General features: G+C 69.9%; 20 protein-coding genes and 5 pseudogenes. 15 read left to right on the top strand and 10 right to left on the bottom strand.

Annotated features, from left to right (window positions below; translation table 11 throughout):
• Positions 1-39: 39 nt before the first annotated feature.
• Together ACFY9S_RS38785 and ACFY9S_RS38780 are read left to right on the top strand one after the other, a co-directional pair.
• Positions 40-1419: a rhodanese-like domain-containing protein gene (locus ACFY9S_RS38785; protein WP_391138562.1), complete on the top strand. Its 1380-nt coding sequence runs from the start codon at positions 40-42 to the stop codon at positions 1417-1419.
• A complete protein-coding gene (locus ACFY9S_RS38780; protein WP_391138560.1) occupies positions 1416-2714 on the top strand; it encodes an MFS transporter in 1299 nt (432 codons plus the stop codon). The genes ACFY9S_RS38785 and ACFY9S_RS38780 overlap by 4 nt, the downstream gene beginning before the upstream one ends.
• An 89-nt stretch (positions 2715-2803) precedes the next feature.
• Here the strand turns inward: ACFY9S_RS38780 and ACFY9S_RS38775 are convergent, their stop codons facing one another.
• Entirely contained in the window at positions 2804-3604 is an 801-nt protein-coding gene (locus ACFY9S_RS38775; RefSeq protein ID WP_391138558.1) for a cytochrome P450, read from the bottom strand.
• 776 nt (positions 3605-4380) lie between these two features.
• The gene (locus tag ACFY9S_RS38770; protein WP_391138556.1) at positions 4381-5046 is read right to left on the bottom strand and encodes a hypothetical protein; all 666 of its coding nucleotides are present in this window, start codon (positions 5044-5046) and stop codon (positions 4381-4383) included.
• A gap of 1247 nt (positions 5047-6293) precedes the next feature.
• On the opposite strand from ACFY9S_RS38770, the gene ACFY9S_RS38765 reads away from it, so the two are divergent.
• On the top strand, positions 6294-7016 hold the full coding sequence (locus ACFY9S_RS38765) for a methyltransferase domain-containing protein (protein ID WP_391138581.1): 723 nt from the start codon (positions 6294-6296) through the stop codon (positions 7014-7016).
• A 63-nt stretch (positions 7017-7079) separates the two neighbouring features.
• On the opposite strand, the pseudogene ACFY9S_RS38760 reads toward ACFY9S_RS38765, so the two are convergent.
• Positions 7080-7326, bottom strand: a pseudogene (locus tag ACFY9S_RS38760) (IS5/IS1182 family transposase); the annotation flags it as partial.
• A gap of 211 nt (positions 7327-7537) precedes the next feature.
• Here ACFY9S_RS38760 and ACFY9S_RS38755 point away from each other — a divergent pair.
• Positions 7538-7906: pseudogene (locus ACFY9S_RS38755) on the top strand (GH32 C-terminal domain-containing protein); the annotation flags it as partial.
• A 257-nt stretch (positions 7907-8163) separates the two neighbouring features.
• Positions 8164-8814: a TetR family transcriptional regulator gene (locus ACFY9S_RS38750; RefSeq protein ID WP_391138554.1), complete on the top strand. Its 651-nt coding sequence runs from the start codon at positions 8164-8166 to the stop codon at positions 8812-8814.
• A 135-nt stretch (positions 8815-8949) separates the two neighbouring features.
• On the opposite strand, the pseudogene ACFY9S_RS38745 reads toward ACFY9S_RS38750, so the two are convergent.
• A pseudogene (locus tag ACFY9S_RS38745) lies at positions 8950-9264 on the bottom strand (DUF2993 domain-containing protein); the annotation flags it as partial.
• Between the two features lie 196 nt (positions 9265-9460).
• Entirely contained in the window at positions 9461-10045 is a 585-nt protein-coding gene (locus ACFY9S_RS38740; RefSeq protein WP_391138579.1) for a TetR family transcriptional regulator, read from the bottom strand.
• Between the two features lie 300 nt (positions 10046-10345).
• Here ACFY9S_RS38740 and ACFY9S_RS38735 point away from each other — a divergent pair, with 300 nt between their 5' ends.
• The 4 genes from ACFY9S_RS38735 to ACFY9S_RS38720 all read left to right on the top strand — a co-directional run bounded on the left by ACFY9S_RS38735 (position 10346) and on the right by ACFY9S_RS38720 (position 13807).
• Complete coding sequence (locus tag ACFY9S_RS38735) at positions 10346-11977, top strand: DHA2 family efflux MFS transporter permease subunit (RefSeq protein ID WP_391138552.1); 1632 nt, start codon at positions 10346-10348, stop codon at positions 11975-11977.
• 170 nt (positions 11978-12147) lie between these two features.
• A complete protein-coding gene (locus tag ACFY9S_RS38730) occupies positions 12148-12291 on the top strand; it encodes an alpha/beta fold hydrolase (protein ID WP_391138550.1) in 144 nt (47 codons plus the stop codon).
• Between the two features lie 68 nt (positions 12292-12359).
• A complete protein-coding gene (locus tag ACFY9S_RS38725) occupies positions 12360-13382 on the top strand; it encodes an FAD-dependent oxidoreductase (RefSeq protein ID WP_391138577.1) in 1023 nt (340 codons plus the stop codon).
• A 260-nt stretch (positions 13383-13642) separates the two neighbouring features.
• Complete coding sequence (locus tag ACFY9S_RS38720) at positions 13643-13807, top strand: hypothetical protein (protein ID WP_391138548.1); 165 nt, start codon at positions 13643-13645, stop codon at positions 13805-13807.
• Positions 13808-14224: 417 nt separating this feature from the next.
• Here the strand turns inward: ACFY9S_RS38720 and ACFY9S_RS38715 are convergent, their stop codons facing one another.
• The 3 genes from ACFY9S_RS38715 to ACFY9S_RS38705 form a co-directional block, all read right to left on the bottom strand.
• Positions 14225-14794, bottom strand: a complete 570-nt coding sequence (locus ACFY9S_RS38715; protein WP_391138547.1) for a TetR family transcriptional regulator — start codon at positions 14792-14794, stop codon at positions 14225-14227.
• 205 nt (positions 14795-14999) lie between these two features.
• Positions 15000-16295: a DUF3533 domain-containing protein gene (locus ACFY9S_RS38710; protein ID WP_391138545.1), complete on the bottom strand. Its 1296-nt coding sequence runs from the start codon at positions 16293-16295 to the stop codon at positions 15000-15002.
• On the bottom strand, positions 16292-17416 hold the full coding sequence (locus tag ACFY9S_RS38705; RefSeq protein ID WP_391138543.1) for a 4Fe-4S binding protein: 1125 nt from the start codon (positions 17414-17416) through the stop codon (positions 16292-16294). Before ACFY9S_RS38705 ends, ACFY9S_RS38710 begins: the two co-directional genes overlap by 4 nt.
• Positions 17417-18624: 1208 nt before the next feature.
• On the opposite strand from ACFY9S_RS38705, the gene ACFY9S_RS38700 reads away from it, so the two are divergent.
• The gene (locus tag ACFY9S_RS38700; protein ID WP_391138541.1) at positions 18625-19023 is read left to right on the top strand and encodes a transposase; all 399 of its coding nucleotides are present in this window, start codon (positions 18625-18627) and stop codon (positions 19021-19023) included.
• 375 nt (positions 19024-19398) lie between these two features.
• Here the strand turns inward: ACFY9S_RS38700 and ACFY9S_RS38695 are convergent.
• Positions 19399-19528, bottom strand: a pseudogene (locus tag ACFY9S_RS38695) (transposase); the annotation flags it as partial.
• A 118-nt stretch (positions 19529-19646) separates the two neighbouring features.
• Here ACFY9S_RS38695 and ACFY9S_RS38690 point away from each other — a divergent pair.
• The 4 genes from ACFY9S_RS38690 (at position 19647) to ACFY9S_RS38675 (ending at position 23964) form a co-directional block, all read left to right on the top strand.
• Positions 19647-20348 carry an SDR family oxidoreductase gene (locus ACFY9S_RS38690; protein WP_391138539.1) on the top strand — a complete coding sequence of 234 codons (702 nt, stop codon included), beginning with the start codon at positions 19647-19649 and terminating at the stop codon, positions 20346-20348.
• 22 nt (positions 20349-20370) lie between these two features.
• Positions 20371-21249 (top strand): alpha/beta fold hydrolase, encoded by an 879-nt coding sequence (locus ACFY9S_RS38685; RefSeq protein WP_391138538.1) that lies wholly within the window; start codon positions 20371-20373, stop codon positions 21247-21249.
• A gap of 107 nt (positions 21250-21356) precedes the next feature.
• Positions 21357-23030, top strand: a complete 1674-nt coding sequence (locus tag ACFY9S_RS38680; RefSeq protein WP_391138536.1) for a CocE/NonD family hydrolase — start codon at positions 21357-21359, stop codon at positions 23028-23030.
• 202 nt (positions 23031-23232) lie between these two features.
• The gene (locus ACFY9S_RS38675) at positions 23233-23964 is read left to right on the top strand and encodes an alpha/beta fold hydrolase (protein ID WP_391138534.1); all 732 of its coding nucleotides are present in this window, start codon (positions 23233-23235) and stop codon (positions 23962-23964) included.
• A gap of 140 nt (positions 23965-24104) precedes the next feature.
• Here ACFY9S_RS38675 and ACFY9S_RS38670 read toward each other — a convergent pair.
• Positions 24105-24658: pseudogene (locus tag ACFY9S_RS38670) on the bottom strand (enolase C-terminal domain-like protein); the annotation flags it as partial.
• 24 nt (positions 24659-24682) lie between these two features.
• Between ACFY9S_RS38670 and ACFY9S_RS38665 the strand changes: the two are divergent.
• Positions 24683-24940: a DoxX family protein gene (locus tag ACFY9S_RS38665; protein ID WP_391138532.1), complete on the top strand. Its 258-nt coding sequence runs from the start codon at positions 24683-24685 to the stop codon at positions 24938-24940.
• The last annotated feature ends 98 nt before the right edge of the window (positions 24941-25038 follow it).

The following is a 25038-nucleotide window of genomic DNA, read 5'->3' as shown; positions in this document are numbered from 1 at the left end:
TGACCACACGCCCCCGTTCCCGAGATCTTGGAGGACGCCGTGGGCTTCGCGGACGATCACCTCATACCGCTGGTCGACGAAGGGCTGGGCAACAGCGCCTACCTGCTCGACCTCGGCGACGGCCGCGCCCTGGCCATGGACGCCAGCCGTGACCTGCGCGCGCTGCGAGCGGCGGCCGAGCGGCGCGCGCTGCGCATCGCGTTCGCCGCGGACACGCATCTGCACGCCGACTTCCTCTCCGGCGCCGTCCAGCTCGGCCACGACAGCGGCGCCACGATCCTGGCCTCCGCCGCCGGACGGCGCGCCTTCGACCACCACGGCCTGGCCGACGGCGACGAGGTCGACCTCGGGGGACTCACGCTGCGGGCCCTGGCCACCCCCGGCCACACCGACGAGCACCTGTCCTTCCTGCTGCTGGACGGCTCCCGCCAGCTCGGGGTGTTCACCGGCGGATCACTGATCGTGAACTCCGCCGCCCGCACCGACCTCCTCGGCCCGGAGCGCACCGAGGAACTCGCCCGCGCCCAGTACCGGTCCCTGAAGCGGCTGACCGCGCTGCCGGACGAAACCGCAGTGTGGCCCACCCACGGCGCCGGATCCTTCTGCTCCGCCCCGCCCGGCACCGAGCGCACCACCACCATCGGCGCGCAGAAGCAGGCCAACCCGCTGCTCACTGCCCCTGACGAGGACGCCTTCGTGGCCCAGCTGGTCGCGAGCCTGGGCACCTACCCGGCGTACTTCGACCGCCTCGGCGAGATCAACCGCCGCGGGCCGGCGGTCCTGACCGCACAGCCGGCGCTGCCCTCCCTCTCCGCACCCCAGGCGCGGGCCCTGATGGTCAACGGCGACCACGTCGTCGACGTCCGACCGGCCGCCGACTACGCCGCCGGCCACATCCCCGGCTCGCTGTCGATCCCGCTGCGCGAGCAGTTCGCCACCTGGCTCGGCTGGCTCCTGCCCGACACCGCGCCCCTGGCCTTCGTCACCGGTGAGGACCAGGACCTGAGCGAGATCGTCTGGCAGGCGTACAAGATCGGCTATGAGCGTCTCGTCGGCCGCCTCGCGGGCGGCATGGACGCGTGGCTCGCCGACGGCAACGCCAAGGCCACGACCGCGTTCCTCGCCGCCGACCGTGCCGCGGGCCGCCCCTACGTCGATGTCCGGCAGGAAGCCGAGTTCGCCGCCGGGCACGTCCCCGGAGCGGTGCACATCGAGCTCGGCGCTCTGGGCAAGGCCGCCTCCGACGCTCCGGCGGGGCCGGTCGTAGCCTGCGGGCACGGCGAGAGGGCGATGACCGCCGCGAGCCTTCTGGAGCGCGCCGGCCATTCCGACATCGCCGTCCTCGACGGCGGACCGGACGACTACACCGCCGCCCACGGCCAGCGACTCGTCCAGGGCACGGAGGACACCCGCCCGTGAACACCACGCCCACCACCACCCCCACCGACGCCTCCGGCCGGCCCGTACGGCTCGGCCTGCGGGAAAACTGGCTGCAGTTCACCCTGCTGGTCATCGTCAACATCTGCGTCGGCGGCCTGGTCGGCCTCGAGCGCACCACCGTCCCGCTCATCGGCTCCGAGACCTTCGGCCTGACCAGCGACCTGGCCGTCTTCTCCTTCATCATCGCCTTCGGTCTCACCAAGGCGTTCACCAACCTCGCCGCCGGGGCGCTCACCGCCCGCTTCCGCCGCAAGCAGCTGCTGGTGGCCGGCTGGCTGCTCGGCATTCCCGTCCCCTTCGCCCTCGCCTACGCGCCGTCCTGGGGCTGGATCGTCGCGGCCAACGTGCTGCTGGGCCTGAACCAGGGCCTGACCTGGTCGATGACCGTCAATATGAAGATCGACCTCGTTGGCCCCTCCCGCCGCGGCCTGGCCACCGGCCTGAACGAGGCGGCCGGCTACACCGCGGTCGGCGCCACCGCGCTGGTCACCGGCTACCTCGCCACGTCCTATGGTCTGCGCCCGGTCCCCGAACTTATCGGCGTCGTGTTTGTTGTCGCGGGCCTTGCCCTGGCCCTGGCCGTGCGCGACACCGCCGCGCACGTCGCCCTCGAACTGGCCAACCACACCAAGCCGCTGCCCACCGGCGAGGACACCGGCCTGAAGGCCACGTTCACCCGCACCTCGTGGCGCAATCGTTCCCTGCGCGGTGCCAGTCAGGCCGGACTGATCAACAACCTCAACGACGGTCTTACCTGGGGCGTCTTCCCTCTGCTGTTCACTCACCACGGCCTGGGACTTGCCGCCGTCGGCCTCATCAAGGGGCTGTACCCGATCCTGTGGGGCCTGGGGCAGATCCCCACCGGTCACCTCGCCGACCGCATCGGCCGCAAGCCGCTGATCGTCTACGGCATGCTCGTCCAGGCCGTCGGCTTCGTCCTGGCCCTCGCCCTGCTGGAGCGCCCGCTGCTCGCGGGCATCCTGTCCGCGGTCTTCCTCGGCCTGGGCACCGCCATGGTCTACCCGGCCCTCATCGCGTCCATCTCCGACCACGCCCACCCCGCCTGGCGGGCCAACGCCCTCGGCACCTACCGGTTCTGGCGCGACATCGGCTACGCCGCCGGCGCCCTCGTCGCCGGCATCCTCGCCGACGCCTTCGGCCTCAACGCCACCGTCATCGCCGCAGCCGTTCTCACCGCCGCCTCCGGCTTGCTCGCCGCCCGCTGGATCACCGAACACCCCAGCAAATCTCCCGCCAGCAGTCCGGACACGTGAGCAGGGAGCGGTGCCCACACCTCACTCCGGCCCAGAGTGTGCGGGCTTTCGCATCCGCGGCATCAAGGCGGTGAGCCGCTGTTGTCCAGTCACCAGGTCACCGGCAGCTCGATGAGGCCGCCGGTCAGCACGTCACTGCGGACCCGCAGGTCCTCGACCGGCACGGCAAGCCGCATGCCGGGAAAACGGGAAACCAGCTGGCCAAAGGCCACCTGGAGTTCCATGCGGGCCAGGGGGGCGCCGATGCAGTAGCGCACGCCGTGCCCGAAGGTGAGGTGCGCGGTAGCCCGCCGGGTGACATCGAAGCGGTCGGGGTCGGCGAAGACGGCCTCGTCGTGGTTGGCGGCACCGTTGTCCAGCATGACCAGATCCCCGGCCCGGATGGTGACGCCGCCGATCTCGATGTCGGTATGGGCGTAGCGCGGGATGCCTCCCCCGCTCTTGCCCGGGACGCGCATGATCTCCTCGACCGCTCCGGGGATCAGGCCGGGGTCGCCCAGCAGCAGCTGCCACTGGTCCGCACTGGTCAGCAGAAGCAGCGCACCCATGCCGATCTGAACGACCGTGGTCTCGTGTCCCGCGAACAGCAGCGCCATCGACAGCATGGCGATCTCGTCGTCTGCGACTCCGTCCGTGGCGCAGAGCCGGGAGATCACATCGTCGCCGGGCTCGCGACGCTTGCGGGCCACCAGTTCCTGTCCGTAGGCGAAGAGGTCCCCTAGCCCCTGCTCCGATCGGGACCTGTCGAGTACGTCGGCGGCGGCCTGCGTCCACGCGCGGAACTGAGTGCGCTCCTCGTAGGGCACGCCCAGCAGCTCGCAGATCACCAGGATCGGAAGGGGGAGAGCGAGCGCGGCATTGAGGTCGGCCGGGGGCCCCTGCTGCTTCATATCGTCCAGGAGGCGGGCGAGTCTTCTTGTCGGCCTGCTCTGGCTGAACCTGAAACACGTTCCTCTGACCTGCGAAAATAGAGAGCGGCAGACGAATGTGCCACAAGGGCGGCAGACAGAAACGACGATACCCGCAGCTCGGATTCGACTCAGATTCGACCCGGAGGGTTTGTTTAGCCAGTACACACCGAGCGTGCGTCCTCCAGCTGCCGATGTCCCCCGGCGCATCCAGTGTCAAGATCGAACGCTACCGCTACCGCGGAGCCAAGATTCCGACTCCGTGGACCATCGAATCGGCAGCCAACCATGGCTGACCACCGGGCAAGACACGTGGAGAGCCCGTTGGGGGCCAACACGCACGGCGGGTTCGGCGGGCGGGGACGGGAAGACCGACGCCCGCAAGGACGCACGGCGTCCCGTCCGCCGTCTACGCCTGCTGTACCCCGCGCAGGGCCGCGCCGTCGGCGGGCAGTGCCGCTGGAAGAACTCCGCCAGGTTCACGCCGAGTTGCGGCGCGTACTCCAGCAGGTCCCGGACGGTGACCTGCGTGGTCGGCTGCTCGCCATGGCCGACCGACTGGCCCAACCGTCGCCACGCAGGGCCCGCCCCTGGCACCCCGGGAACTCGACGTCCCGGCGCAGGTGGCACTGGCTGCGGCAACGCCGAAGCCAGGCGCAGGCTGTCGCCGCTGCCCGAAACGGTCAAGTCGTTCGAGGCCGTCGGGGCCACCTGATCTCCGCCCGCATTGGTCGACACGCAACCAGCCAGGGCGCTTGTCAGGCTCGTGCGGCCGCGTTCTTGCGGCTCTGCACGATCTCGTTGAGGCGCGCGGTCTGCTCGTCGACGGCATGCGGCCCGTTGCCGGTCAGGACGCCGTGGGTGTCGTCCCAGATGACCAGAACCTCGGCCATGTTCTCGGTCACGTCGACCTTGTAGCCGGCGTCGTTGAGCGCCACGTCGACGAAGAAGGCCAGACGGGTCTCCTCGCCTGGGATCTTGGGGTAGCCGCCGTCGAGGATCTGCAGCTCGCCGTGCTCGGGCACGGTGGTGATGTGGGCGCCCTTGAACGCGTGGTCCTCGTTGATGCTCACCTTGCCGTCGGCGTCGACACGGTACTTGGCAGCCGTCATCGCGACGGGCGCGTGGCAGATCAGCGAGATCGGGACGTCGTTCTCCCGCAGCTGGTGGAGCAGCTCGCCGACCAACGGGTTGTCGTGGAAGTCGATCATCGGTGCGTGGCCGCCCGGCGCGTGCATGAAGTCGAAGCCAGCGAGCGAGAAGTCGTCCGCTGCGTCGCGGTGCCGGGCGAGCAGTTCCTCGATGGAGTACCACTTGTGCTCCGGCAGGGCCTCCAGGCTGACCCCGACGCGGATCCCGACGACCTTGCGTACCTTCTGCTGACCATCATCCGCGGGATCGATGTCGTAGGCGCGTACGGCCACAGTCCCGCCCGCCTGACCTCGATTGCTGAGAGCGCGTTCGCCTTGCTGCCCCGCCCGCGCCACCACTGACAAGGACGCGGCCGGCCTCGTTGCACAGGCATCTGATGCGGTCGGCCCACTTCGACGCCGCGGAGGCACGGCCCGTAGGTTCACGCGCCGCCGGGCGGTCGCCTGGGCGGTTGGCGAAGAACTGCGCCCGCATCCAGTCGAGTTGCTCCACCGCATGCGCGGTGTCGCCGGGCTTGAACTGCACGGTCAGTCGCCGAACGCCTCGCCGCAGCGGACGGTGGTACTTCGGCCGCCGCTGCGCCAACTGGGACCGCGTTTGCAGGAATTCGTGTCAGCGCTCCGCCTCGGTGCCCTCGTAGAGCCGGGTGCCGTCCCCACGGATGCGGGCAGCAGTACGGACTCCCGCTGAACCTCGACGAGTCGGCGACCGGTCCGATCATCGCCATCCTGAGCGAGCGTCAGCCTGACGTCCTGCTCACCCACGTGGCGAACGTCCCCGTACAGCCGGGACCACAACCAGGCACAGGCGACCACCCCGCTGACGCGCAGGATCGCCCAGGCCCACGGCCACCACCGCGCCCCCGGCCGCTCGTCGCCGCCCAGGGGTTCCAGTTCGAGCCGCGCCAGCCACAGGTCTGCGAGGTTCACCCCCGACCTGCTGCTGGACATCACACCCATGTCCGGCGTCGAGACCAAGGCGATGGGCTGCACGAACGCGCAGGACCACATTGGTCCGAGCTCACGGCAATGGGCTTCCCTGCCTGTTCGCCAGGGGTCTCGGCGCAGGGCACGGTGAAGGCCGGCCCCGGCCCGGTGAACGCGCCCGCCGTGGTCGCCGTGGTCGCCGACACCACCGTCCGACATACTTGACAGCTCAGTACAGAACCGCCTAGGTTTCTGACTGTTCAGTACACAACCGTCCTGAGCTCACCGGACAGGCTGCGTGCACGCCTGGCGCCATCACCGTCCGTCGCTCTACCTCCACGGGCCGACGACAACTGCATGTCCCTGGAGGTGAGCGACGGCATGGACGACCTGTTCACCAACGTGCTTCGAACGCATCGTCATACCCGGCACAGGGCACCGGTCGCCAACCACGTCCTGGGCTTCCTGAACGACTGACCCCCCGCCAACCACCCAGAACTCGAAGGGTTGACCGAACCATGACTGACAAGGAAAGGCAGGAGGCCATGGCTGTGACGACTCCTTTCGTGGAAAAACACCGCGGCACCGAGGCTATGCTGGCCCTCCTCGACGCGATGGACCAGATGCCGAGCGCCAGCCTGCTGCGGGCCCACTCCTACGAGCTGCTGTCTCTTGTCCCGGGCTCGTCTGTCGTGGACGTCGGCTGCGGTGCCGGGCGGGCCGTCGCCGAGCTGGCCGAGCGTGGCGTTCACGCGGTGGGCGTGGATCCCGATCCGTGGATGCTGGCCGCGGCCCGGAAACGGTGGCCGGCGGCCGAGTTCCGGGAGGCGGGGGCGGAGGATCTGCCGTTCGCCGACGGAAGTGTGCGCGGCTACCGTGCCGACAAGGTCTTCCACGCACTTCAGGAGCCATGGCGCGCGGTGGCGGAAGCGCGGCGCGTCCTCTGCTCGGGCGGCAGGATCGTCCTGGTCGGGCAGGACTGGGACGCCATCATGGTCGACTCTGATGATGCGGCGCTCACCCGCACGATCGTGCACGCCCGCGCCGACCTCCTGGGCACGCCCCGCGCCGCCCGCCAGTACCGCAACCTGCTCCTGGACGGCGGCTTCAACGACGTCACCGTCGAGGTGCACACCAGCGTATTCACCGATCCCGCGATGTTGTCGCTGCTCACCGGGCTCGCCGAGTCGGCCTGCATGAGCGGTGCCGTCGGCCGTGACCAGGCCGATGAGTGGCTCGCCGAACAGCACCGACGCGCCGAGGCCGACCGCTTCCTCATCGCCATTCCGTTCTTCGTGGCTGCCGCCTCCGCCTAGAGAGCAGATGGAGCACGAGCTGCGGGGATCCGCTTGACCGGGGAACGGTGACCACGCCTGCCAGGCGCTCGTGGCCGATGGGGGTTTCCTTGGCCAGCTGGGGGTGGCCCCCTTCCGTGCGAGACGCCTGGTCATGAGGGCGATGACGGCCCAGACGATCAGGGTCTCAGTACTGGATGAGCCGTTCGTAGTCCCGGGCATGGCGGCGTGCGTGCATCATCCACGCGAGCGACCTCGACGACCCAGCGGCGGGGCAGCACGACGAAGCCAGAGGCGTTCTGGGGCGGCTGACCGGCTTGACGGTCAGGTTGTCACCGGCCCGGTCGAACGGCCGGTCAGCTCGGAGTTCACGGCGGGCCTCCGCCTGGTCGTCGAGTACGACGGCGACGATCCCGATCCGCACGAGCAGTGGCGCGACCTGGCGTCCGCGCCGATCGCCGACGACGTACCGGAGTCGGCGGACGGGCGCCGCGATCATGTTTTCACGACGGCAAGGCGTTCCCCGACAGGGACCAGAAGGACTGATCTGCGACATCACCTGGGACCAACTGACGGGTGCCGGGCTGCAGTTGCGGCGCTCGGCGAACGGCGGGCGGCACGTCGACGTGGGGGTCTACGGCGACTACGCCTTCGTCAACCGCGGTTACACCGCCGGCCCCGGTGCCTCGGACCGCTGGCAGGAGAGCCGGACGCCCTTCGACCTGTCCGCCCGCACGGTCCGCCTGGGCGTCCTCGTCGACCGCACGTCCGTCGAGATGTTCGTCGACGACGGCCGGTAGGCGCACTCGACCGTGGTCTTCCCCGACGTGTCCGACACCGGGCTGGCCCTGTTCACCATCGAAGGGCAGGCGGTGTTCCGGAACATGGTGATCCGGGAGTTCGCGGTCTGATCCGACGGGGGGTGGCCGGTGGGATGGCCGCGACGGACGAGGTCGGCGGCGGCGCCCGGCGCGCCGGGGCTCTCGGCGAGGAACAAGCGCGAGGGCCGCACCGGGCGCGCTCGGTTCCGCGTCGGCCGAGCTTCGGGGCCATGAGGTGGGGCGGGTCCCGCGTGAGGCAGCGGCCGCTGGGGCGTGATACGGGGGCTTCGGCTCGGCGTGACAAAATGGGGGCCGTTCGTCCGTCCTTTGATGCTGCGAGGTTCTCCGTGAGCAAGCACGTGGCCCGCGAGCCGCTGCGCCGTAATTCGCGGTCCAACCGGGCGCGCATCCTGGCCACGGCCCGTGAGGAGCTGGGGCGGAACCCCGATGTCACGCTGGAGGAGGTGGCGCGGGCCGCCGGGGTCGTCCGGCGCACCCTCTTCGGGCACTTCCCGGGGCGGGCGGCGCTGCTGGAGGCGCTCGCCGAGGAAGCCGCCGAGACGTTGCGGAACGCGGTGGAGGCCGGGCCGGAGCCGGGGGAGTCGGCCGAGCGGGCGTTGGCGTGGTTCGTACTCCGGATGTGGCCCGTGGGCGACCGCTACCGCATGCTGCTGGCGCTCACCCGGCGGGACCTCGGCTCCGAGCGCGTCACCGAGGTGCTCGCGCCGGCCCGGGAGGCCGCCATCGGGATCCTGGAGCGCGGGCAGCGGGACGGCGTCTTCCACTCCCATCTGCCGCCGGCCGTGCAGAGCGCAGGCCTGATGGCGTTGATCGTAGCTCTGGTGGAGTCCGTCAACACCGGCGCGCTGGAGGACGACGGGCACCGGATCGCCACGGCCACCCTCATCGCGGCCGGCGTGCCGGAGGATCGGGCGAGCGCGGTGGTCGAGGAGGTTGCGTCGGCGATGGCTACGGCTCCTCCGGCCCACGGCACCTGATTTCTCTCCGGCCGACCCGTTCGACGAGGTGTCCTGGGCGTCGTCGCGGCGGAAGGTGACCGACTTGCCGGAGAAGTGGGCGGTGAGGCCCTGCTCCGTGGTGGTGACCGAGCGCAGGCGGAGGCCGTCGGGGATGTTCCGCGGCGCGATCGGCTCGGCGAAGACCTGGCCGAGCAACTTCTCACCGGTCTCGGGCAGGGCGACGCGGCCCGCGACATTGAAGTCCTTGAAGGTGAAGCGGTTGCCGGAGGCCGATGAGACGGTCGTGGTCGCGGTGACCTCGAAGCCGAGGGTGGTCAGGACGCGGGCGCGGATCCGGTCGGAACCGTAGCCCCGGGTCAGTTCCAGGCCTAGGGCGTCGGACAGGTCCGCGGACGACAGGAAGACGGTCGCCTTCGCCGAGCGGGCCCGGGCCTCGCTGTCGTCGTCCGACTTCGTCAACCCATCCATCCGCAGGGCGAGTTCGGCCACCGGCAGCGGGCGGTCGGAGCCGTCGGCGGGTCCGTGCGAGTACGAGAACTCGCACTCCTGGTCACGGTCGTGCTCGGGGCGGGGGCGGTACATCGGCCCTCCTCCAAAGGGCTTCGGGGGACAGGGAGTTGGGGGCGGACATTTGTGTGAGTGCGAGTGGGTACGGGCACGGGTTTCAGACGGGACTCGGGGGCGACCCGGACTTCCGTACCTGATCGACCTTCGCGATGGCGGTGTCCGGGGCGACTCCGGCGGCGATGAGGGCGGCGGTGGCGGCGCCGGTGCCGTCGTCGGAGCACAGGCCGCGGTCGACGCAGTCGAGCAGGGCCAGCAGTTGGGCCTCGATGGCTCGGCCGAGCGGGTCGGGCGGGACGGTGGTCTGGAAGACGCCCTGTCGGCGGCCGTGGGCGAAGACCCTCGTGGCCATGTCGCGGGCGGGGGTCAGCAGTTCGTCGACGCGTGCGCGTGCGAGGTCCTGGCCGCGGGCCAGCCGGATCAGGGTGCGGTAGCGGTCGCCGACGGGCCACACCATGAGGACGAATCGCGCCAGGTCCGCGACGGCGTCGGGGGTCGGGGCCGGGGCGCCCGCGACGGCGCGCCGGATCGCCTCCGCGGCCTCGGCGGCCAGGCCCTCGACGAGCGCGGCCCGGCCGGCGAAGTGGACGTACACGGTGCGCCGGGCCACACCGGCGGCACCGGCGATGTCCTCCAGGCTGCTGTCGGGGTCGCGGGTCAGTTCCCGCCGAGCCGCGTCGAGGATCCGGGCACGGGTGGCCCGCGCGTCCCGACGCTGCGCCGAAGTCGAGGTCGAAGTCGGCGAGGGGGACGAAGTCGAAGTCGGAGCAGGAGGGGGCGGCGTCTCGTGGGGCCGGGCCGGAGACCGTCTCGGCCTCGTCGTCGGTGTTCGTGCTGGTCGGCTGGTCATGTCGGTACCTCGAGGGCGGGTGGGAGGAGAGAGTCATCGCGATAGTTGCACAGCGAGGGGCAATAAACTAGTGTGCACATCGATGGGCAATTAAGTGCTCCCGCCCGTCCGCCCCGTCCCTCTCAGGAGCTACTGATGCCCTTCCTTGCGAACACCCCCGTGGAGAAAATGACCGGGCCTTACGCGCGGCGCTGGTGGGCGCTGCTCGTGCTGTGCCTGAGCCTGCTGATCACGGTGATGGCGAACACGTCGCTGATCGTCGCCGCCCCCGACATGACCACCGACCTGAGCCTGAGCAGCAGTGATCTGCAGTGGGTCATCGACAGCTACACCGTTCCGTACGCGGCGCTGATGCTGGTGCTGGGCGCGATCGGCGACAAGTACAGCCGGCGCGGCGCGCTGGTGCTGGGTCTGCTGATCTTCGCCGGCGGTTCGGTGATGGGGAGCATGGTCGACGAGACCTCGCTGGTCATCGTGGCCCGCGCGATCATGGGTGTCGGTGCCGCGGTCGTGATGCCGGCCACGCTGTCCCTGCTGGTCGCGACCTTCCCCCGGAGCGAGCGGGCCAAGGCCATCACCGCCTGGGCCGCGACCTCCGGGCTGGCGGTAGCCGTCGGCCCGCTGGTCTCCGGCTGGCTGCTTGAGGACCACGCCTGGGGCTCGACCTTCCTGATCAACGTGCCGATCGCCGTCCTCGCCGTGTTCGGCGCGCTCGCCCTGGTACCGCCGTCCAAGGCGGAGGGCATGGGCCGGATCGACTACGTCGGTGGTCTGCTGTCGATCGTCACCGTCGGCTCCCTGATCTACGCCGCCATCGAGGGCCCGCACTCCGGCTGGGGCGTCGGCCCCGTCACCGCCGCCGTGGTCGCCGGTGCCGGTCTGGCCGCCTTCGTCGCCTGGGAGCTGCGGCACCCGCACCCGATGCTGAACGTCCGAAAGTTCGCGCTGCGGCCCTTCAGCGGCTCGATGCTCGCGGTGCTGTTCTTCTTCTTCGGTATGTTCGCCGTGATCTACTACGCGACGCAGTTCCTGCAGTTCGTCCTCGGCTACGGCTCCCTGGATACGGGTGTACGGCTGCTGCCGCTGGCCGGTGCGGTGTTCCTCGGGTCCGTGGTGACCGGGCAGCTCACCCCGAAGCTGGGAGTGAAGGCGATGGTCGTGACCGGCCTGGCCGTCGGCACGGCGGGCATGTTCCTGCTCACCCAGATCGACAAGGGGTCGACGTACGGGGACCTCCTGGCGCCGATGATGATGCTGGGCCTCGCGCTCGGACTGGCCATCTCCCCGGCGACCGACACGATCATGGGCTCCTTCCCCGAGTCCGAGCTGGGGGTCGGCGGCGGTGCCAACGACACCGCGCTGGAGCTGGGCGGGGCGCTGGGCATCGCGGTGCTGGGCTCGCTGCTGGGCACGGCCTACCGGGACGAGCTGACCGATCTGGTGGGCAACCGGCTCCCGGCGGAGGCGATGGAGACCGCCAAGGACTCGGTCGGCGCCGGCCTGGCCGTCGCGGAGCGGGTCGGGCAGGATCCCTCCGCCGGGCCGCAGCAGGCCCAGGCCGCCGTGGACGCCGTCCACCAGGCCTTCGCCCACGGCGTCGCCCAGACCAGCCTCATCGGCGGGATCATCATGGCCGCCGGAACACTGATCGTCCTCGCCATCCTGCCGGGCCGGCGCGGCTTCGCGAAGCAGAGCGCCGAGCCGGGGGCCGGAACGACGGCGAGCGAGGCGGCGACTGTGCGGGAGCACACCGGGTCCACCCGATAGATCGCCGGCGGGGCGTCCACCGGATCGCCGGGGACGCATCCGCCGGGTCGCCGGGCACCGCCTCCGCCGGATCGCCGCCCGCGGACGAGGCGGCCCAAGCCCTGGAAGCCCGGGCGTTCGGTGCCATCACCGTCCCGTCGCTCTACCTCCACGGGGCCGACGACAACTGCATGTCCGTGGAGTTGAGCGACGGCATGGACGACCTGTTCACCAACAGCTTCGAACGCATCGTCGTACCCGGCGCAGGGCACTTCCTGCACCTTGAACAGCCCAAGACGGTCGCCGACCACATCCTGGGCTTCCTGAACAGCTGACCCCCCTCCGACCACCCAGAACTCGAAGGGCTGACCGAACCATGACTGACAAGGAAACGCAGGAGGCCATGGCTGTGGCCACTCCTTTGTACGCGAGCGATGCACTGGCCGAGGGGACCGTCGACGCGGTGGTGATCGGCGGGGGCGCCGCGGGGCTGAACGGTGCACTGATCCTCGCCCGCTCCCGCCGCTCGGTCGTCGTGATCGACAGCGGCTCCCCGCGCAACGCGCCCGCGAAGGCCGTGCACGGCCTCCTCGCCCTGGACGGCACCCCGCCGTCCGAGATCCTTCGACGGGGCCGGGAGCAGGTGCGCCAGTACGGCGGACGCGTCGTTAACGGCGAGGTGGTCTCGGCCGAGTCCGCCGCCCCGTCGGCGGACGGGGACCTGCGGTTCACCGTCACCCTGGCCGACGGCCGCCGCATCACCGCCCGCCGCATCCTGGTGGCCACCGGCCTGAAGGATGTGCTGCCACAGGTGCCCGGGCTCGCCGAGCACTGGGGGGACAGTGTGGTGCACTGCCCGTACTGCCATGGCTGGGAGGTGCGCGATGAGCCCATCGGCATCCTCGCCACCGGCCCGGCCTCCATCGGCCACGCGTTTTTGTTCCGCCAGCTGACCGAGGACCTGACCTACTTCACCCACGGCACCGACCTGGACGAGGACAGCCGCGCCCGCTTCGCCGCCCGCGGCATCCGCATCATCGACACCCCGGTCACCGAGGTCGTCAACGGCGAGGACGGTGCCCTCGCCGGGGTGCGCCTGGCCGACGGCCAGGTCGTGGCCCGCCGCGTCTTCGCGGTCGCCCCGCAGATGCAGGCCCGCACCCAGGGCCTGGAAGGTCTGGGCCTGCCGGTGCAGGACCTGCCGAACAGCATGGGCCGCGGTTTCGCCTCCGGCACGGCCGGCGCCACCGAGGTGCCGGGTGTGTGGGTGGCCGGCAACGCCACCGATCCGGTCGCCCAGGTCGGGGCCTCCGCAGCGGCCGGCGCACTGGCCGGCGACTACATCAACAGGATGCTGGCCACCGCGGACACCGACGCGGCCCTCCAGAAGATCGCCGAGGCAAGCCCCAAAGCGCCCACACGATGATCTTGAAGCCCTGAGATCTCAGCCCGTCACCCACTCGCCTCACCTTCATCGGTGAGGAAACCAATCAGTTTTCTCAGGTGGAAACCGATCAGTTTCCAGATGGGTTTCAGCCATGCCCGGCAAGCAAGCAGCAGGAGCGTCGCGCCGAGGTCAACGCCACCCTTCGACTTCCTCGCCCGCCTCGACGACTTCACACCCTCGGCTTCCTGAACGGCCGACCCACCCCGAACGAGAAACCATCACGCGCTGAGAGGCAAGCCATGGTGTTCATCGTCTTCGCGCTCCTGCTCCTGGGGCTCTTCCTGGGCTCCATCGCCCACATCCCCATACCCGTCAGCTTGATCGCCGGGGCCCTGATCGCCATCTGGCTGACCATCTTCACGGTGCGCGAACGCCGATCCGGACGCAGCGAAGGAGACGCCTGACATGCAGCTGACCGCACCGGAAAAGACAACTCCGCTCATATGGTCTCGAACGCCAGAAGGTCTTCCTCCTCGGCTTCGCCCTCGCCCAGAACGCCACCAGCAGAAGCGTCTTCCTGGAGCGGTCAGGGGCCCTGCAAGCGGTGAGTGCGGGGCGGAAGCCGGCGTAGTACTGCCGAGAAGATCAGCCGACGGCTCGACGCCTGCCCCGTCGCCTCTTTCCTGAACGGCTTGGCGGCGAAGCCCTGTACGAGAAACGGCCCCGGTCGTGCATGACTGGGCGCCATCCCGCACGGCGGCTTTGGCATTCCCATTCGGCCGCCTCGGCCGAGGCGGCCGGGGCCGTCGCCTCGACGGACACGTTGGTTGACGCTCCCCCGAACGCCGGGCGGTAGGGAAGCGTTCTGGCGGGGCGATGCGTCAGCGCATGCGTGCCGCGTCGAGCAGGGCGATCACTGTGGGCGCGATAAGGCCCGTCAGTTTGTCCGCTCCGATGCCCGCGCGGGCGCTGGCACCGTCGAATACCAGGATGAGCTGCCGGGCCAGCAGACCGGGATCGCTCGCCCCGCCCTGCTCGGCCTCGGCGCGGAAGAAGGCGGTCAGGTTTTCCTTGACCTGATGGGCGACCCGGCTCGCGGGGTGGCTCTGATCCTTGAGCTCGATCTGCACGGCCAGGTAGGGGCAGCCGTAGAACTCGGGTGCGCCCGACTGTGATTCCACCTGCTCGAAGACGTGCAGGATCCGCTCCCTGGGGGAACGGTCGTCGTCCGCCGCGGGCAGGAGTGCCGCCACGTAGGCGGAAGTGCGCCGCTCCAGACTCGCCGCGAGCAGTTCGTCCTTGCTCTGGAACAGCTGGTACATGGAGCGCTTCGACACTCCTGCCGCCTTGCACAGCGCCTCGACGCCGATGCCGACGCCTTCTCGGTAGGTGAGTGTGGCCGCCGCCTCCAGCAGCCGCTCCCTGGGGCTTTGTTTCATTTCGGTGGTCATACCGCGAGGCTAACCCAAAGAGAAGCAAATGAAAACCGATCGGTTTCCATGGTGGTGTCCTCGCGGAAGCTCGGCGACGGCCTGGGGGGAGAGACCGTCGCCGAGCCCTGATGCTGTGCGCGCCTGCCGTCCCCGGCAGGGCGACACACACCGGGGCCACTCCGAGTGACGGCCCCGTCCCGGGGGAGGTGGAGGGTGGCTTTCGCTATGCCGGGGCCGCCGTCTTCTCGGGCGTCTTCACCGGGATGCGGTGCAACCCCTTGCGGTCGTACCACCCCAGTACGCCGAAGCCGAAAAGTGCTGCCGCCACAAGGGCGGCGGCCATCATCACCCAGCCCCTGGTCAGGCCCGCGTCGGCCTGGGCGTCGTAGTAGAGGATCGAGCGGATGCCGCCGGTGATCTGCCGCAGCGGCTCGAACTCCGCGAGGAAGCGGTAGAAGCCGGGCAGCGCCTCGATGGGGGTGGTGGCCCCGGACGTCGGCACCGCCATCCCGATGAAGACCAGCGTGACCATCAGCATGCCGGGCGTGCCGAAGGCCGGGAGAAGGGTGAGCGCGCCGATCCCGGTGACCGCGATGGCGCACACCGAGTACAGCCACAGGAGGGGGAGGTGGGAGGCGTCCATGCCCATGATGCCGACCGCACCCGCCATGACCAGCGTGCCCATCAGCAGGGACAGTCCGGCCATGAGAGTGCCGCTGATGGCGAGGGTCTGCACCCGCGTCGCCCGGATCAGGGGGCGGTGCAGGCGCAGTGGGCCCATGTCGTTGTGGGTGTAGCCGAGGGCGTGGTCGACCTGGCCGCTGATGACGTTGGCGGAGAGCATGCCGACGACCACGAGGGTGAGCGCGTAGTAGAAGGCCGTCAGGCCCAGGCCGCTGTGCGAGTCGAGCGGATGGCCGTCCTCGACCGTGACGGCGGCGGGGTCGGCGAGCAGGACCCGCGCGGCGGCGGGCAACTTCGCTTGCCCGGTCCCGCCCTGGGCGGTCAGCTCCTTGCCCACCTGGAGCGAGGCGCTCTCGGCCGCCTGCGTCGTCGCCGTCCGGGCCAGGCTGGAGCCGATGCTGCCGGCGGACTGGTTGGTCAGCACCGTCAGCGTCGGTCGGGCCGGGGTCCCGGTGGACGCGGTGCCGGTCAGTGCGGTGGTGGCGGAGGTGAAGTCGGCGGGGACGACGAGCGCGCCGAACAGCTTGCCCTTGCCGAGTTCCTCCTTCATCTCCTTCTCGCCCATCACCTTCCAGTCGATCTTGCCTCCGCTCGCGGTGGACTTCTTGACCGACTCGGTGATCTGAGCCCCCAGACTGACCTGCTTGCCGCCGACGACGGCCCCCTTGTCGGCGTTGACCAGGCCTACGGGCAGGTTCTTCATGTGATCGACGGGGTCGATGTTGGCACCGACGTAGAACACGGCGAACAGGACCGCGAGTACGCCCGTGATGACGCCGTTGGCGATCCACAGCGGTTTGGCGCGCAGGACGCGGAAGGGGGGTGTCTCACTCATGACGTACGTATCTCTCGGTCGGTGGTGGTGGAGCGTTTCGCCGGGGGCTGCCAGCCGCCGGTGACTTCCTTGACGGGCTTGTGGGGGAAGCGGCGCTGGGCGTACTCCTGCGCATGCGAGCCCGGCAGGACGTAGAGGGTCTCCTTCTTGTCCTGCAGCGGTCGCAGCACGGTGTCCATGAACCCCTTGCGGTCGTCCAGATACGGGCCCAGGACGTCCTCGCCGGCGGTGCATACGGCCACGCAGTAACCGGACTTGTAGCCGGGGGGTGAGCTCAGGCTCTGCCACATGGAGGCGCTCTCGGAGTCGGTGACCCGGGAGCGGTAGTCGGCGGCGTCCTCGCTGTCGGCCACGGTCTGCGCCCAGTCGGTGAACCCGCTCATGAACTCGCGGTAGTTGTGCGTGGTGCAGGCCAGCGCGTCGAAGGCGCCGTCCTTGGCGATGGCGCCGACCGGGCAGGCGGCGACGCACAACTTGCAGTCGATGCAGGGGTTGTAGTCCAGTGCCTGCCCGTACGCGCTCACCTCCGCGTCCACCAGGACGGTGACGAGCAGGACGAAGCTGCCGAACTTCGGGTGAATGACGTTGCGGTGCAGACCCATCACACCGAGCCCGGCGGCCACCGCGACCGTCTTGTGCGCCACCACCCAGATCCGCTCCTTGGGAAATCGGTCCATCTCCTGGGGGAAGCCGACGGACGGATTGAGTGCGCGGTACCCGGCGTCCTGGAGCGCCTGAGTGACGCTGCGGGCGGCATGGTTGGCCTGCTCGTCGGTCTGGTGGAACTCCTGGTTGGCCACGCTGCGGGCCGGGGAGCGGCAGTTGTCGCGGTTCATCCGGACCGCCATCGCGATCAGGGTGCGGGTGCCGGGCAGCGCGGACTGCGCGTACTCGCGCTCGCCGGCCAGGTCGGGGTGGTCCAGGCTCACCGCGGCCGTGTCGTCCGCACCGGCCGCCAGGCACAGCTCGCGCAGCCAGGCCGCGTCGATCACCGCCGGCGGGCGCACCGCGTGACCGGCTTCCCGTCGGGCGAGTACGGCCTGTACCGACGGGTGGGCGGCCAGCTTCGCCGGAAGCCTGGGACTCGGCAGTTGTCCCTCGGCGTCGCGCGCGGCAGTCATCGGTGCTCCTCGTGACTCGGGTCCGGAACTCGCCCGCCTCCACGACGAGAAACCGATCAGTTTTTGCCACTGTAAACTGATCGGTTTCCACATGCAAGACCGAGGTACGGGCCCGAGTTGCGGACCACCCCGCCGCCCCTCTTCGATGTGCGCCCCAACCGGTACTCACGCCGACCGCGCCGTCAGCGACAGGGCATCGACCAGGCCGGAAGACGGAGGGTGGCGTCCCGCCAGGTGGTGTAGCGGATCAAGGCGCCGAAACCCGCGGTCATCGCCGCATCGCCGCGCTTCGGGGCCGCGCATGGCGCTGACGGCAGGTCAGCCGCTGCGCGACCCGGGAGCCGTGTCCCATGGCGTGGCCAACGCGCGGTTACCGGAAGGCGTCGAGCAAGGTCGCTTACACCACGAAGCCGACCAGACGGAGGAGAGCTCATCGCCCTGGGGGTTCCGGGAACGGAACGCCCCGGTGAAGTCGGCACACGGGACGGTGAGGCGGCGGTGCCGAACAGCCAGGAGATCCGGAGCCGGCCCTGCCGGACCAGCAGTCGACCCTCTGTTCGACGGGGCGAGCCCGCGAGCCGTCGTGCGGGGCCGGCGCCCTGCATGGCCTCGCACGACGCAACCGCCGGCCCTACCCGACCACCCGGGCGTCACCGCGCCCACTGTCCCGGACCAAGGCAAAGCCCAAGCATCGATGGCGAGTGGCTTGTCGGGACTCTCCGGGCCGTTGCTCACGGGCCGAGTACAGAGAAGGCGTGAGATCCTCCGCCGGGTGACCGCCGGTCCGGTAGGCATCGACGGCGGAGGGGCAGGGAACCCCGACGAGCTTGCGTGACCCGCGCCTGACGCCCCATCGAAGTGGCTGCCATCGCATTCGTACCGGATGGTGACGCGGCGGTAGCCGAACAGCCAGGAGGTTGGGTCGGCCGCGCGGCGAGGTGCCTGCCGTGGCAGGTCTTGTTCCGCGTGGCCTCCCGCCGAGTGAAGCAGGCCGCCGACGAGGCGCCTCTGGCACGGCAGCTGTAGTTCGTGAGGCGTAGAGCGTCATCGCTGGTCAGCGTGGTGGGTGGGGTGCCCGCGGGTAGCGGAACGGCCACCGGCATCGTGATCTTGTGTGACGAAGAATCAAGAGGCGGTAGCCGCGCAGGCCCGGTAGCGCACGCGCTGCGGAGCGGGTCCTTCGAAGGGATGATGAGCCGGGTCGCGGGGTGCTTTCCGCGTGGGAGACGCGACTGACCTGCCGGAACATGGTCGAGGGGCTGCTGATGGTGAAAAAGTCGGCGAACTACTGGTCGCTGGGCGAGGCGATCGGGCACGGCGACGGCCCGCACGTTTTGCAGCACTTCCTGTCGAGGGCCCGCTTCGATGACGAGGCGGTCCGCCGGGCGGCGGCCGACTGGACGGTGGAACAACTCGGCACGAGGATCGTGATGTTGGTCGTGGACGAGGCTGGCGACGAGAAGCCCTCCACGGACGCGGTCGGCGCAGCCCGCCAGTACTCCGGGGCGCTGGTGTCGGCGTACACCTGGACATGGCTCCGGCAAGATTTTCGCAGCCGGAGATCATCTTGGTGCGGTGATCGGCCGGTCCGCGAAGCGGCGGCGTAGGTGCGCGATCAGTACGACTCCGTGGCGGAGGAGTGGGACACCGGCGCGGCCTGCCATGGTGCGTTTCTGGAGCTTCCCGTCAGTGATGCGGCCCTCTTATTCCCAGCACTGCCAGTGGTAGCAGTCGAGTGGGGACACGCTGGAACGCTTGACGTCATCCACGTGGGACCTCACCGACTGCGACTGCCCGGCCGCCTGGGCCGGTGCGGTGATCAGCAGTGTGGCCGCTGCCGCACAGAGCACGAGACCGGACGCTATCCGGGTACGAGCTGTCTACAAAACCGCTTCATGCGATGGCGGGACGCGGGCGTCTTCCAGGCCCTGCTGGAAGGGGTGATCGCCGAGGCCGTTCACAGGGGCGAGGTCGAGCGCCTGCCAGGCACCGAACCGCTCGGGCATCTCCCGCCACTGGCTGCCGGTGCGGAATCGCCATCACCCCTTCGAACTGCTCACGCAGCCGCTCGGGGTACGGGCCGAACCTGCCGATCGGCACGAACGGCTCGATGAACGGCTTTGATCACAACCGAAGACAGCCCCTGGTTCCTTCCATGAGCTTGCACCTTGAACCCGATCGGTTTACCGTGAAGGAAACCGATCGGTTTCCGATCTTTGTGGAGGCAGTCATGACCGCTTTGAAGGGCGCAAACGTCTTCGTCACCGGCGGCAGCCGGGGCATCGGCAAGGCGCTGGTGGAGGAGCTGTACGCGCGTGGAGCCGCCAAGGTGTACGCCACGGCCCGCGACCCGCGCACCGTGACGCACCCCGACGCCGTCCCGGTCGCGCTGGAGGTCACCGACCCGGCCTCCGTGGCGGCGGCCGCCGCACAGGCGCAGGACGTCACCGTGCTGATCAACAATGCCGGTGGCTCGGTGGGCGCGTCCTTCCTCGACTCTCCGGTCGAGGACGTACGCCAGGAGTTCGAGACCAACTTCTACGGTCCGCTCCTGGTCGGCCGCGCCTTCGTGCCCGTCATAGAGGGGAACGGCGGCGGCCACATCCTCAACGTGCACTCCGTGCTCTCCTGGATAGCCCTCGGAGGCGCCTACGGTGCCTCCAAGGCCGCCCTGTGGTCGCAGACCAACTCCCTGCGTCTGGAGCTTCAGCCGCGCGGCATCGCCGTCACCGGACTGCACATGGGATACGTCGACACGGACCTGACGGCCGGCGTCGACGCACCCAAGTCCGACCCCCGCGACATCGCCGCACTCGCCCTCGACGGCATCGAGACGGGAGCCTACGAAGTCCTCGCCGACGACATCACCCGTCAGGTCAAGGCAGGCCTCGCCGGCGACCTGGCCGGGCTGTACCCCCAACTGGCCAAGTAAGACAGGAAAGAGAGACAGCGAGATGCCCAGCCACGAGTCACGTCCCACGATTCACATCCCCGGGACCACCAGCCACACCATCACCCCACGTGCAGGACGCCACAGCCGCGAGGGGACGCTGCGCTACCTCAAGGCGGGCACCGGTGCCCCCCTGGTCCTGCTGCACACCGTGCGCACCCAGGCCGAGCACTTCCGCTCCCTCATCCCGCTGATCTCGGACCGGTACACCGTGTACGCCCTCGATCTGCCGGGGATGGGCTACTCCGAGATCGTGCCCGGGGCGTCGTACGACGAGCCGGCCATGCGCGCGGGCGTCGAGCGGCTCCTCACCGAACTCGATCTCCAGGATGTGACGTTGGTCGGGGAGTCCATGGGGGCGGTGCTCGCCCTGACCACCGCGGCCGATCTGCCGGAGCGAGTTCGGCGCGTCGTCGCGGTGAACACCTACGACTTCCGCGGCGGGATCGCCCGCTCCAGCCTCCTCGCCCGCGTGGTGGTCAGCGGTGTCCTCACGCCCGGGGTGGGCCCGGTGATCGCCGGGGTGGAGCCCAAGCCCGCGCTCAGCAAGATCCTTCAGGGCGGCCTGGGCGACAAGAGCGCACTGCGCGAGGACTACGTGGACGAGCTGCTCCGGGTGGGCCAGCGCCCCGGCTACCCGACCGTCGCCCGGGGCGTGTACCAGGCCCTGCCCAGTCTCATCGCGGCCCGCTCGCGCTACCGAGAGGTCAAGGCTCCCATCCACCTCGTCTACGGCGAGAAGGACTGGTCCCGCCCCTCGGACCGGCAGGCCAACAAGCAGCTGCTGCCCGCCGCCGACTTCGCGCAGGTGCCGAAGGCCGGCCACTTCATCGCCCTGGAACGGCCCGACGTACTGGCCGACCTCCTGAACGCGGTGGCGTAAGCGTCCCGAGAGCGCCGCGGGTACCTCATTTCGGGGGGCGCCGCGCGAGTGGAGACCCGATCAATCATCTTCTCGAGAACACGTCGTGGCGGGCAAAGGAGCAGCACATGACGGAGATCCAGGTCGAGTTCGACGTACCCGCCAAGATGCGTGACGGCACGGTGCTGCGCGCGGATGTCTACCGGCCCGGCGGCAGCGGACCGTGGCCGGTCCTGCTGAGCAGGCTGCCGTACGGGAAGCAGATGCCCCTGGCGATCGCCGTTCTCGATCCCCTGGCCGCGGCCCGACGCGGCTTCATGGTGGTCCTCCAGGACACCCGTGGCCGGTTCGCCTCCGAGGGTGAGTGGGAGCCGTGGACGCACGAGGAGAGCGACGGGTACGACACCGTACGGTGGGCTGCCGCCCTTCCCGGCGCGAACGGCTCCGTCGGCATGATCGGCGCCAGCTATTTCGGCCACACGCAGTGGATGGCAGCGCTGTCCAAGCCGCCGGAGCTGAAGGCGATCGCACCGATGGTCACGTGGTCCGACCCGCACGACGGACTGTGGACGCGCGGCGGCGCGATCGAACTCGGTATCACCGCCAACTGGACCCTCATGATGGGTGCCGACGCGCTGATGCGCCGACACAGCGCCGACCCCGCCACGCTCGGCGGCAGCCTCGGCAGACTCGTGCAGGATCTCGACGGCCTGGCCGACGGCGGCTACGGCGAACTGCCCACCGGACACTTCCCCACGTTCGTCCGGCACGATCTTCCCGAACTGGGCTACGAGCGCTCCCGGCGCGAGCCCGAGTGGGCGCGGGCCTGCCGGGTCGCGGGCCGGCACGACGAGATCGACCTGCCCACCTTCCAGGTCGGCGGCTGGTACGACATCTTCACCCAGGGCACCCTCGACAACTTCACCGCCATGCGCCGCGCCGGCCGAGCCGCCACGCTCGTCATGGGCCCGTGGAGCCACGCCAACCAGCAGCACGTCATCGGCGACGTCAACTTCGGCTTCGCCGCGAACTCCGCCTTCATGGGCATGCGCGGACCCCTGCACAGCCTCCAGCTCGACTGGTACGAACGCGCGATCGGCGACGGCGAGGCTCTGGAGCCGGACACGGGCAAGGTGCTGCTGTTCGTCATGGGCGTCAACCAGTGGCGCGAGGAGACGGAATGGCCCCTGTCACGGGCCGTGGAAACGGACTTCCACCTGCGCGCGGACGGGCGTCTGACGCAGGAGCCGCCGCCTGGCGCCGAGCAGGCTGAGGAGTTCGCCTACGACCCGATGGACCCGGTGCCCACAGTCGGCGGAGCCCTGTTGCTGACCGACGATTTCCGTCCCGGGCCGCTCGACCAGACGGCCGTGGAGGCGCGCGAGGACGTCCTCGTCTTCACCACCGAACCGCTCACCGAGGACGTCGAGGTGACCGGCCGGGTCCGGGCGGTGCTCTTCGCCGCCACGGACGGCCCCTCGACCGACTGGGTGGCCCGCCTGTGCGACGTCGACGAGCACGGCGTCTCCCGCAATGTGACCGACGGCATCGTGCGGGTACGGACAGCGACACCGGGTGAGCCTATCGAGCACGTCGTGGACCTGTGGTCGACCAGCATCGTCTTCCGGACAGGGCATCGCATACGGCTTCAGGTCACCTCCAGCAACTTCCCGCGCTGGGACCGCAACCTCAACACGGGCGAGCCCGAGGAGAGCGCGACCACGGCCCGAGTGGCCCGCCAGCAGGTATTCCACGACCCCGCCCGGCCCTCCCGCATCGTCCTGCCGGTGGTCCCGGGCTGACAGGAAGCGGCGGGAGGGCCGACCGATCCGGTGCGCCGGTGAGCAAGGACACCGACCGCGGCCGCGGTGGCTGCGGCGAACGACGGCCGGAGTCCCGCCGGGGGCGATGTTCTCCCGGCAGGCTCCTGGCCGTCGGCGATCTCCGCGGTGAAGCCCGAACCACAGCAACCCATGCACATCATCAGTCGACTGGAGAGATCCTGTGCCCGCCGTATTCGTGCACGGTATCCCGGACACCCACCACGTCTGGGACGACCTCTTTGACCACCTGACCCGGACCGATGTCATCGCACTCGCACTGCCCGGCCTGGGAAATCCCGTGCCGGAAGGCTTCACCGCCACCAAGGAGGAGTACGTCGACTGGATCATCGCCCGGCTGGAGGAAATCGGCACCCCGGTCGACCTCGTGGGCCACGACTGGGGCTCCGCCTTCACCGTGCGCGTCGCCTCGCTGCGTCCCGACCTGGTGAGGACCTGGGCCGGCGGAGACGCGGCGATCAGCCCGGCGTTCGAGTGGAGTCCCCTCTCGAAGATCTGGCAGACACCCGGGGTCGGAGAGCAGTGGATGGCCGAACTCGACCTGGCGGAGTTCGGCGAGGTGGCACTGAAGGCCAACGGCGTGCCCGCCCATCGCGCCGATGAGACCGTGAGCCGGATGGACGCCACGATGAAGGACAGCATGCTTCGCCTTGTCCGCTCGGGAATCCATACGGGGGCGGAGTGGGAGCCGGGTCTGGCGAACGTCACCAGCCCTTCCCTCGTGTTCTGGGGCACAGACGACCAGTACCAGCCGGTGGAGTACGCCGCCCCTCTCGCAAAGAACGTCAGGGCCACGAACGTCGTCCTGCTGGACAGCGGTCACTGGCCGCAGCTCCAGCAACCGCGGGATCTCGCCGCCGCCCTGACACGGCACTGGGAAAGCGTCCCGGGTTAGCCTTTGTTCAACCTCGCCGGGTCACCTGACCTGCGGATCCCGGCTTGTTCGTGAGACAGCAGGACGGGCCGTTTTCACGCTTCGAGGTGTCGAGCAACGTCTGGCCGGCTGGTGGTGCTGGGTGCTGGGTGCTGGTGCGGCTACCAGGCGGCCAGTGAGCCATCGGTGTTCGCCAGAGCGGATTGCGCCAGCGGTGGCCGCGTTCGGCGGCGCCGCGGACTGCGTCCTCGTCGATGGTGATGCCGAGACCGGGTGCTGTCAGGCGGTCGATGTAGCCGTCGCGGAACGTGAAGGGCGTGGTGTCGGCGAGGTAGTCCAGCAGGCCGCTGCTGTCGCCGTAGCCGATGCCCAGTGCCTGTTCCTGGATGAGGAAGTCGCGGATGGCGAAGTCGAGTTGGAGGCCGGCGGCGAGGGCGATCGAGCCGAGCGGGCAGTGCAGCGCCACCAGGACGTCGTAGGTTTCGGCCATCGCGGCGATGCGGCGGGTCTCGGAGATGCCGCCGACGCGGCTGATGTCCGGCTGGGCCACGGCGATGCCGTCGGAGAGCACCGAGCGGAAGTCCCAGCGCGAGTACAGCCGTTCGCCGGTGGTGATGGGGATCGAGGTGGAGCGCACCACGGCGCCGAGGTCCCGGGAGAACTCGGGCAGCACGGGCTCCTCGACGAAGAGAGGCAGGAGCGGCTCCAGGAAGGGGGCTCCGCCAGTCTCCAGTCGCACATGGGACTGGGCGCCGGGCTGGTCCGCTTCATCGGGGCCGAGGTCGCTGCCGCCGCCGGCTTGATCATCGGTCTCTTCTGGCAGCCCCTGGGGATCGCCGCGGCCACCGGCTTCGCGGTCCTGATGGTCGGTGCGGCCGTCTTCCACAGCAGAGCCGGCGACTTCGCCAACCCCGACACCCGCGCGAACGCCATGGGCCCCATGGTTCTCTGCCTGATCTCCGTCACCACAGCCGTAGTCCTGACCCTGGCCATGTGACTCCTCGCCCGGGAGGGAGGGCAGGGGGCGGCAGCACGGCCCGACGCCGCCGGAATGTCGGCCACAACCAGCCACGAACAGGCATTCCGCGCGGACAT

It is taken from the genome of Streptomyces sp. NPDC012474, from assembly GCF_042955185.1.
In the GTDB taxonomy this organism is placed as follows: domain Bacteria; phylum Actinomycetota; class Actinomycetes; order Streptomycetales; family Streptomycetaceae; genus Streptomyces; species Streptomyces cahuitamycinicus.
This window is presented reverse-complemented; position numbering and strand designations above follow the sequence as displayed.

What these genes read in the sequence shown, in the direction of transcription:
- ACFY9S_RS38775 (WP_391138558.1), bottom strand. Translation starts at nt 3,604, where the DNA reads ATGAAGCAGCAGGGGCCCCCGGCCGACCTCAATGCCGCGCTCGCTCTC.
- ACFY9S_RS38765 (WP_391138581.1), top strand. Translation starts at nt 6,294, where the DNA reads ATGCTGGCCCTCCTCGACGCGATGGACCAGATGCCGAGCGCCAGCCTG.
- ACFY9S_RS38735 (WP_391138552.1), top strand. Translation starts at nt 10,346, where the DNA reads ATGCCCTTCCTTGCGAACACCCCCGTGGAGAAAATGACCGGGCCTTAC.
- ACFY9S_RS38730 (WP_391138550.1), top strand. Translation starts at nt 12,148, where the DNA reads ATGTCCGTGGAGTTGAGCGACGGCATGGACGACCTGTTCACCAACAGC.
- ACFY9S_RS38725 (WP_391138577.1), top strand. Translation starts at nt 12,360, where the DNA reads ATGGCTGTGGCCACTCCTTTGTACGCGAGCGATGCACTGGCCGAGGGG.
- ACFY9S_RS38720 (WP_391138548.1), top strand. Translation starts at nt 13,643, where the DNA reads ATGGTGTTCATCGTCTTCGCGCTCCTGCTCCTGGGGCTCTTCCTGGGC.
- ACFY9S_RS38715 (WP_391138547.1), bottom strand. Translation starts at nt 14,794, where the DNA reads ATGACCACCGAAATGAAACAAAGCCCCAGGGAGCGGCTGCTGGAGGCG.
- ACFY9S_RS38710 (WP_391138545.1), bottom strand. Translation starts at nt 16,295, where the DNA reads ATGAGTGAGACACCCCCCTTCCGCGTCCTGCGCGCCAAACCGCTGTGG.
- ACFY9S_RS38705 (WP_391138543.1), bottom strand. Translation starts at nt 17,416, where the DNA reads ATGACTGCCGCGCGCGACGCCGAGGGACAACTGCCGAGTCCCAGGCTT.
- ACFY9S_RS38690 (WP_391138539.1), top strand. Translation starts at nt 19,647, where the DNA reads ATGACCGCTTTGAAGGGCGCAAACGTCTTCGTCACCGGCGGCAGCCGG.
- ACFY9S_RS38685 (WP_391138538.1), top strand. Translation starts at nt 20,371, where the DNA reads ATGCCCAGCCACGAGTCACGTCCCACGATTCACATCCCCGGGACCACC.
- ACFY9S_RS38680 (WP_391138536.1), top strand. Translation starts at nt 21,357, where the DNA reads ATGACGGAGATCCAGGTCGAGTTCGACGTACCCGCCAAGATGCGTGAC.
- ACFY9S_RS38665 (WP_391138532.1), top strand. Translation starts at nt 24,683, where the DNA reads ATGGGACTGGGCGCCGGGCTGGTCCGCTTCATCGGGGCCGAGGTCGCT.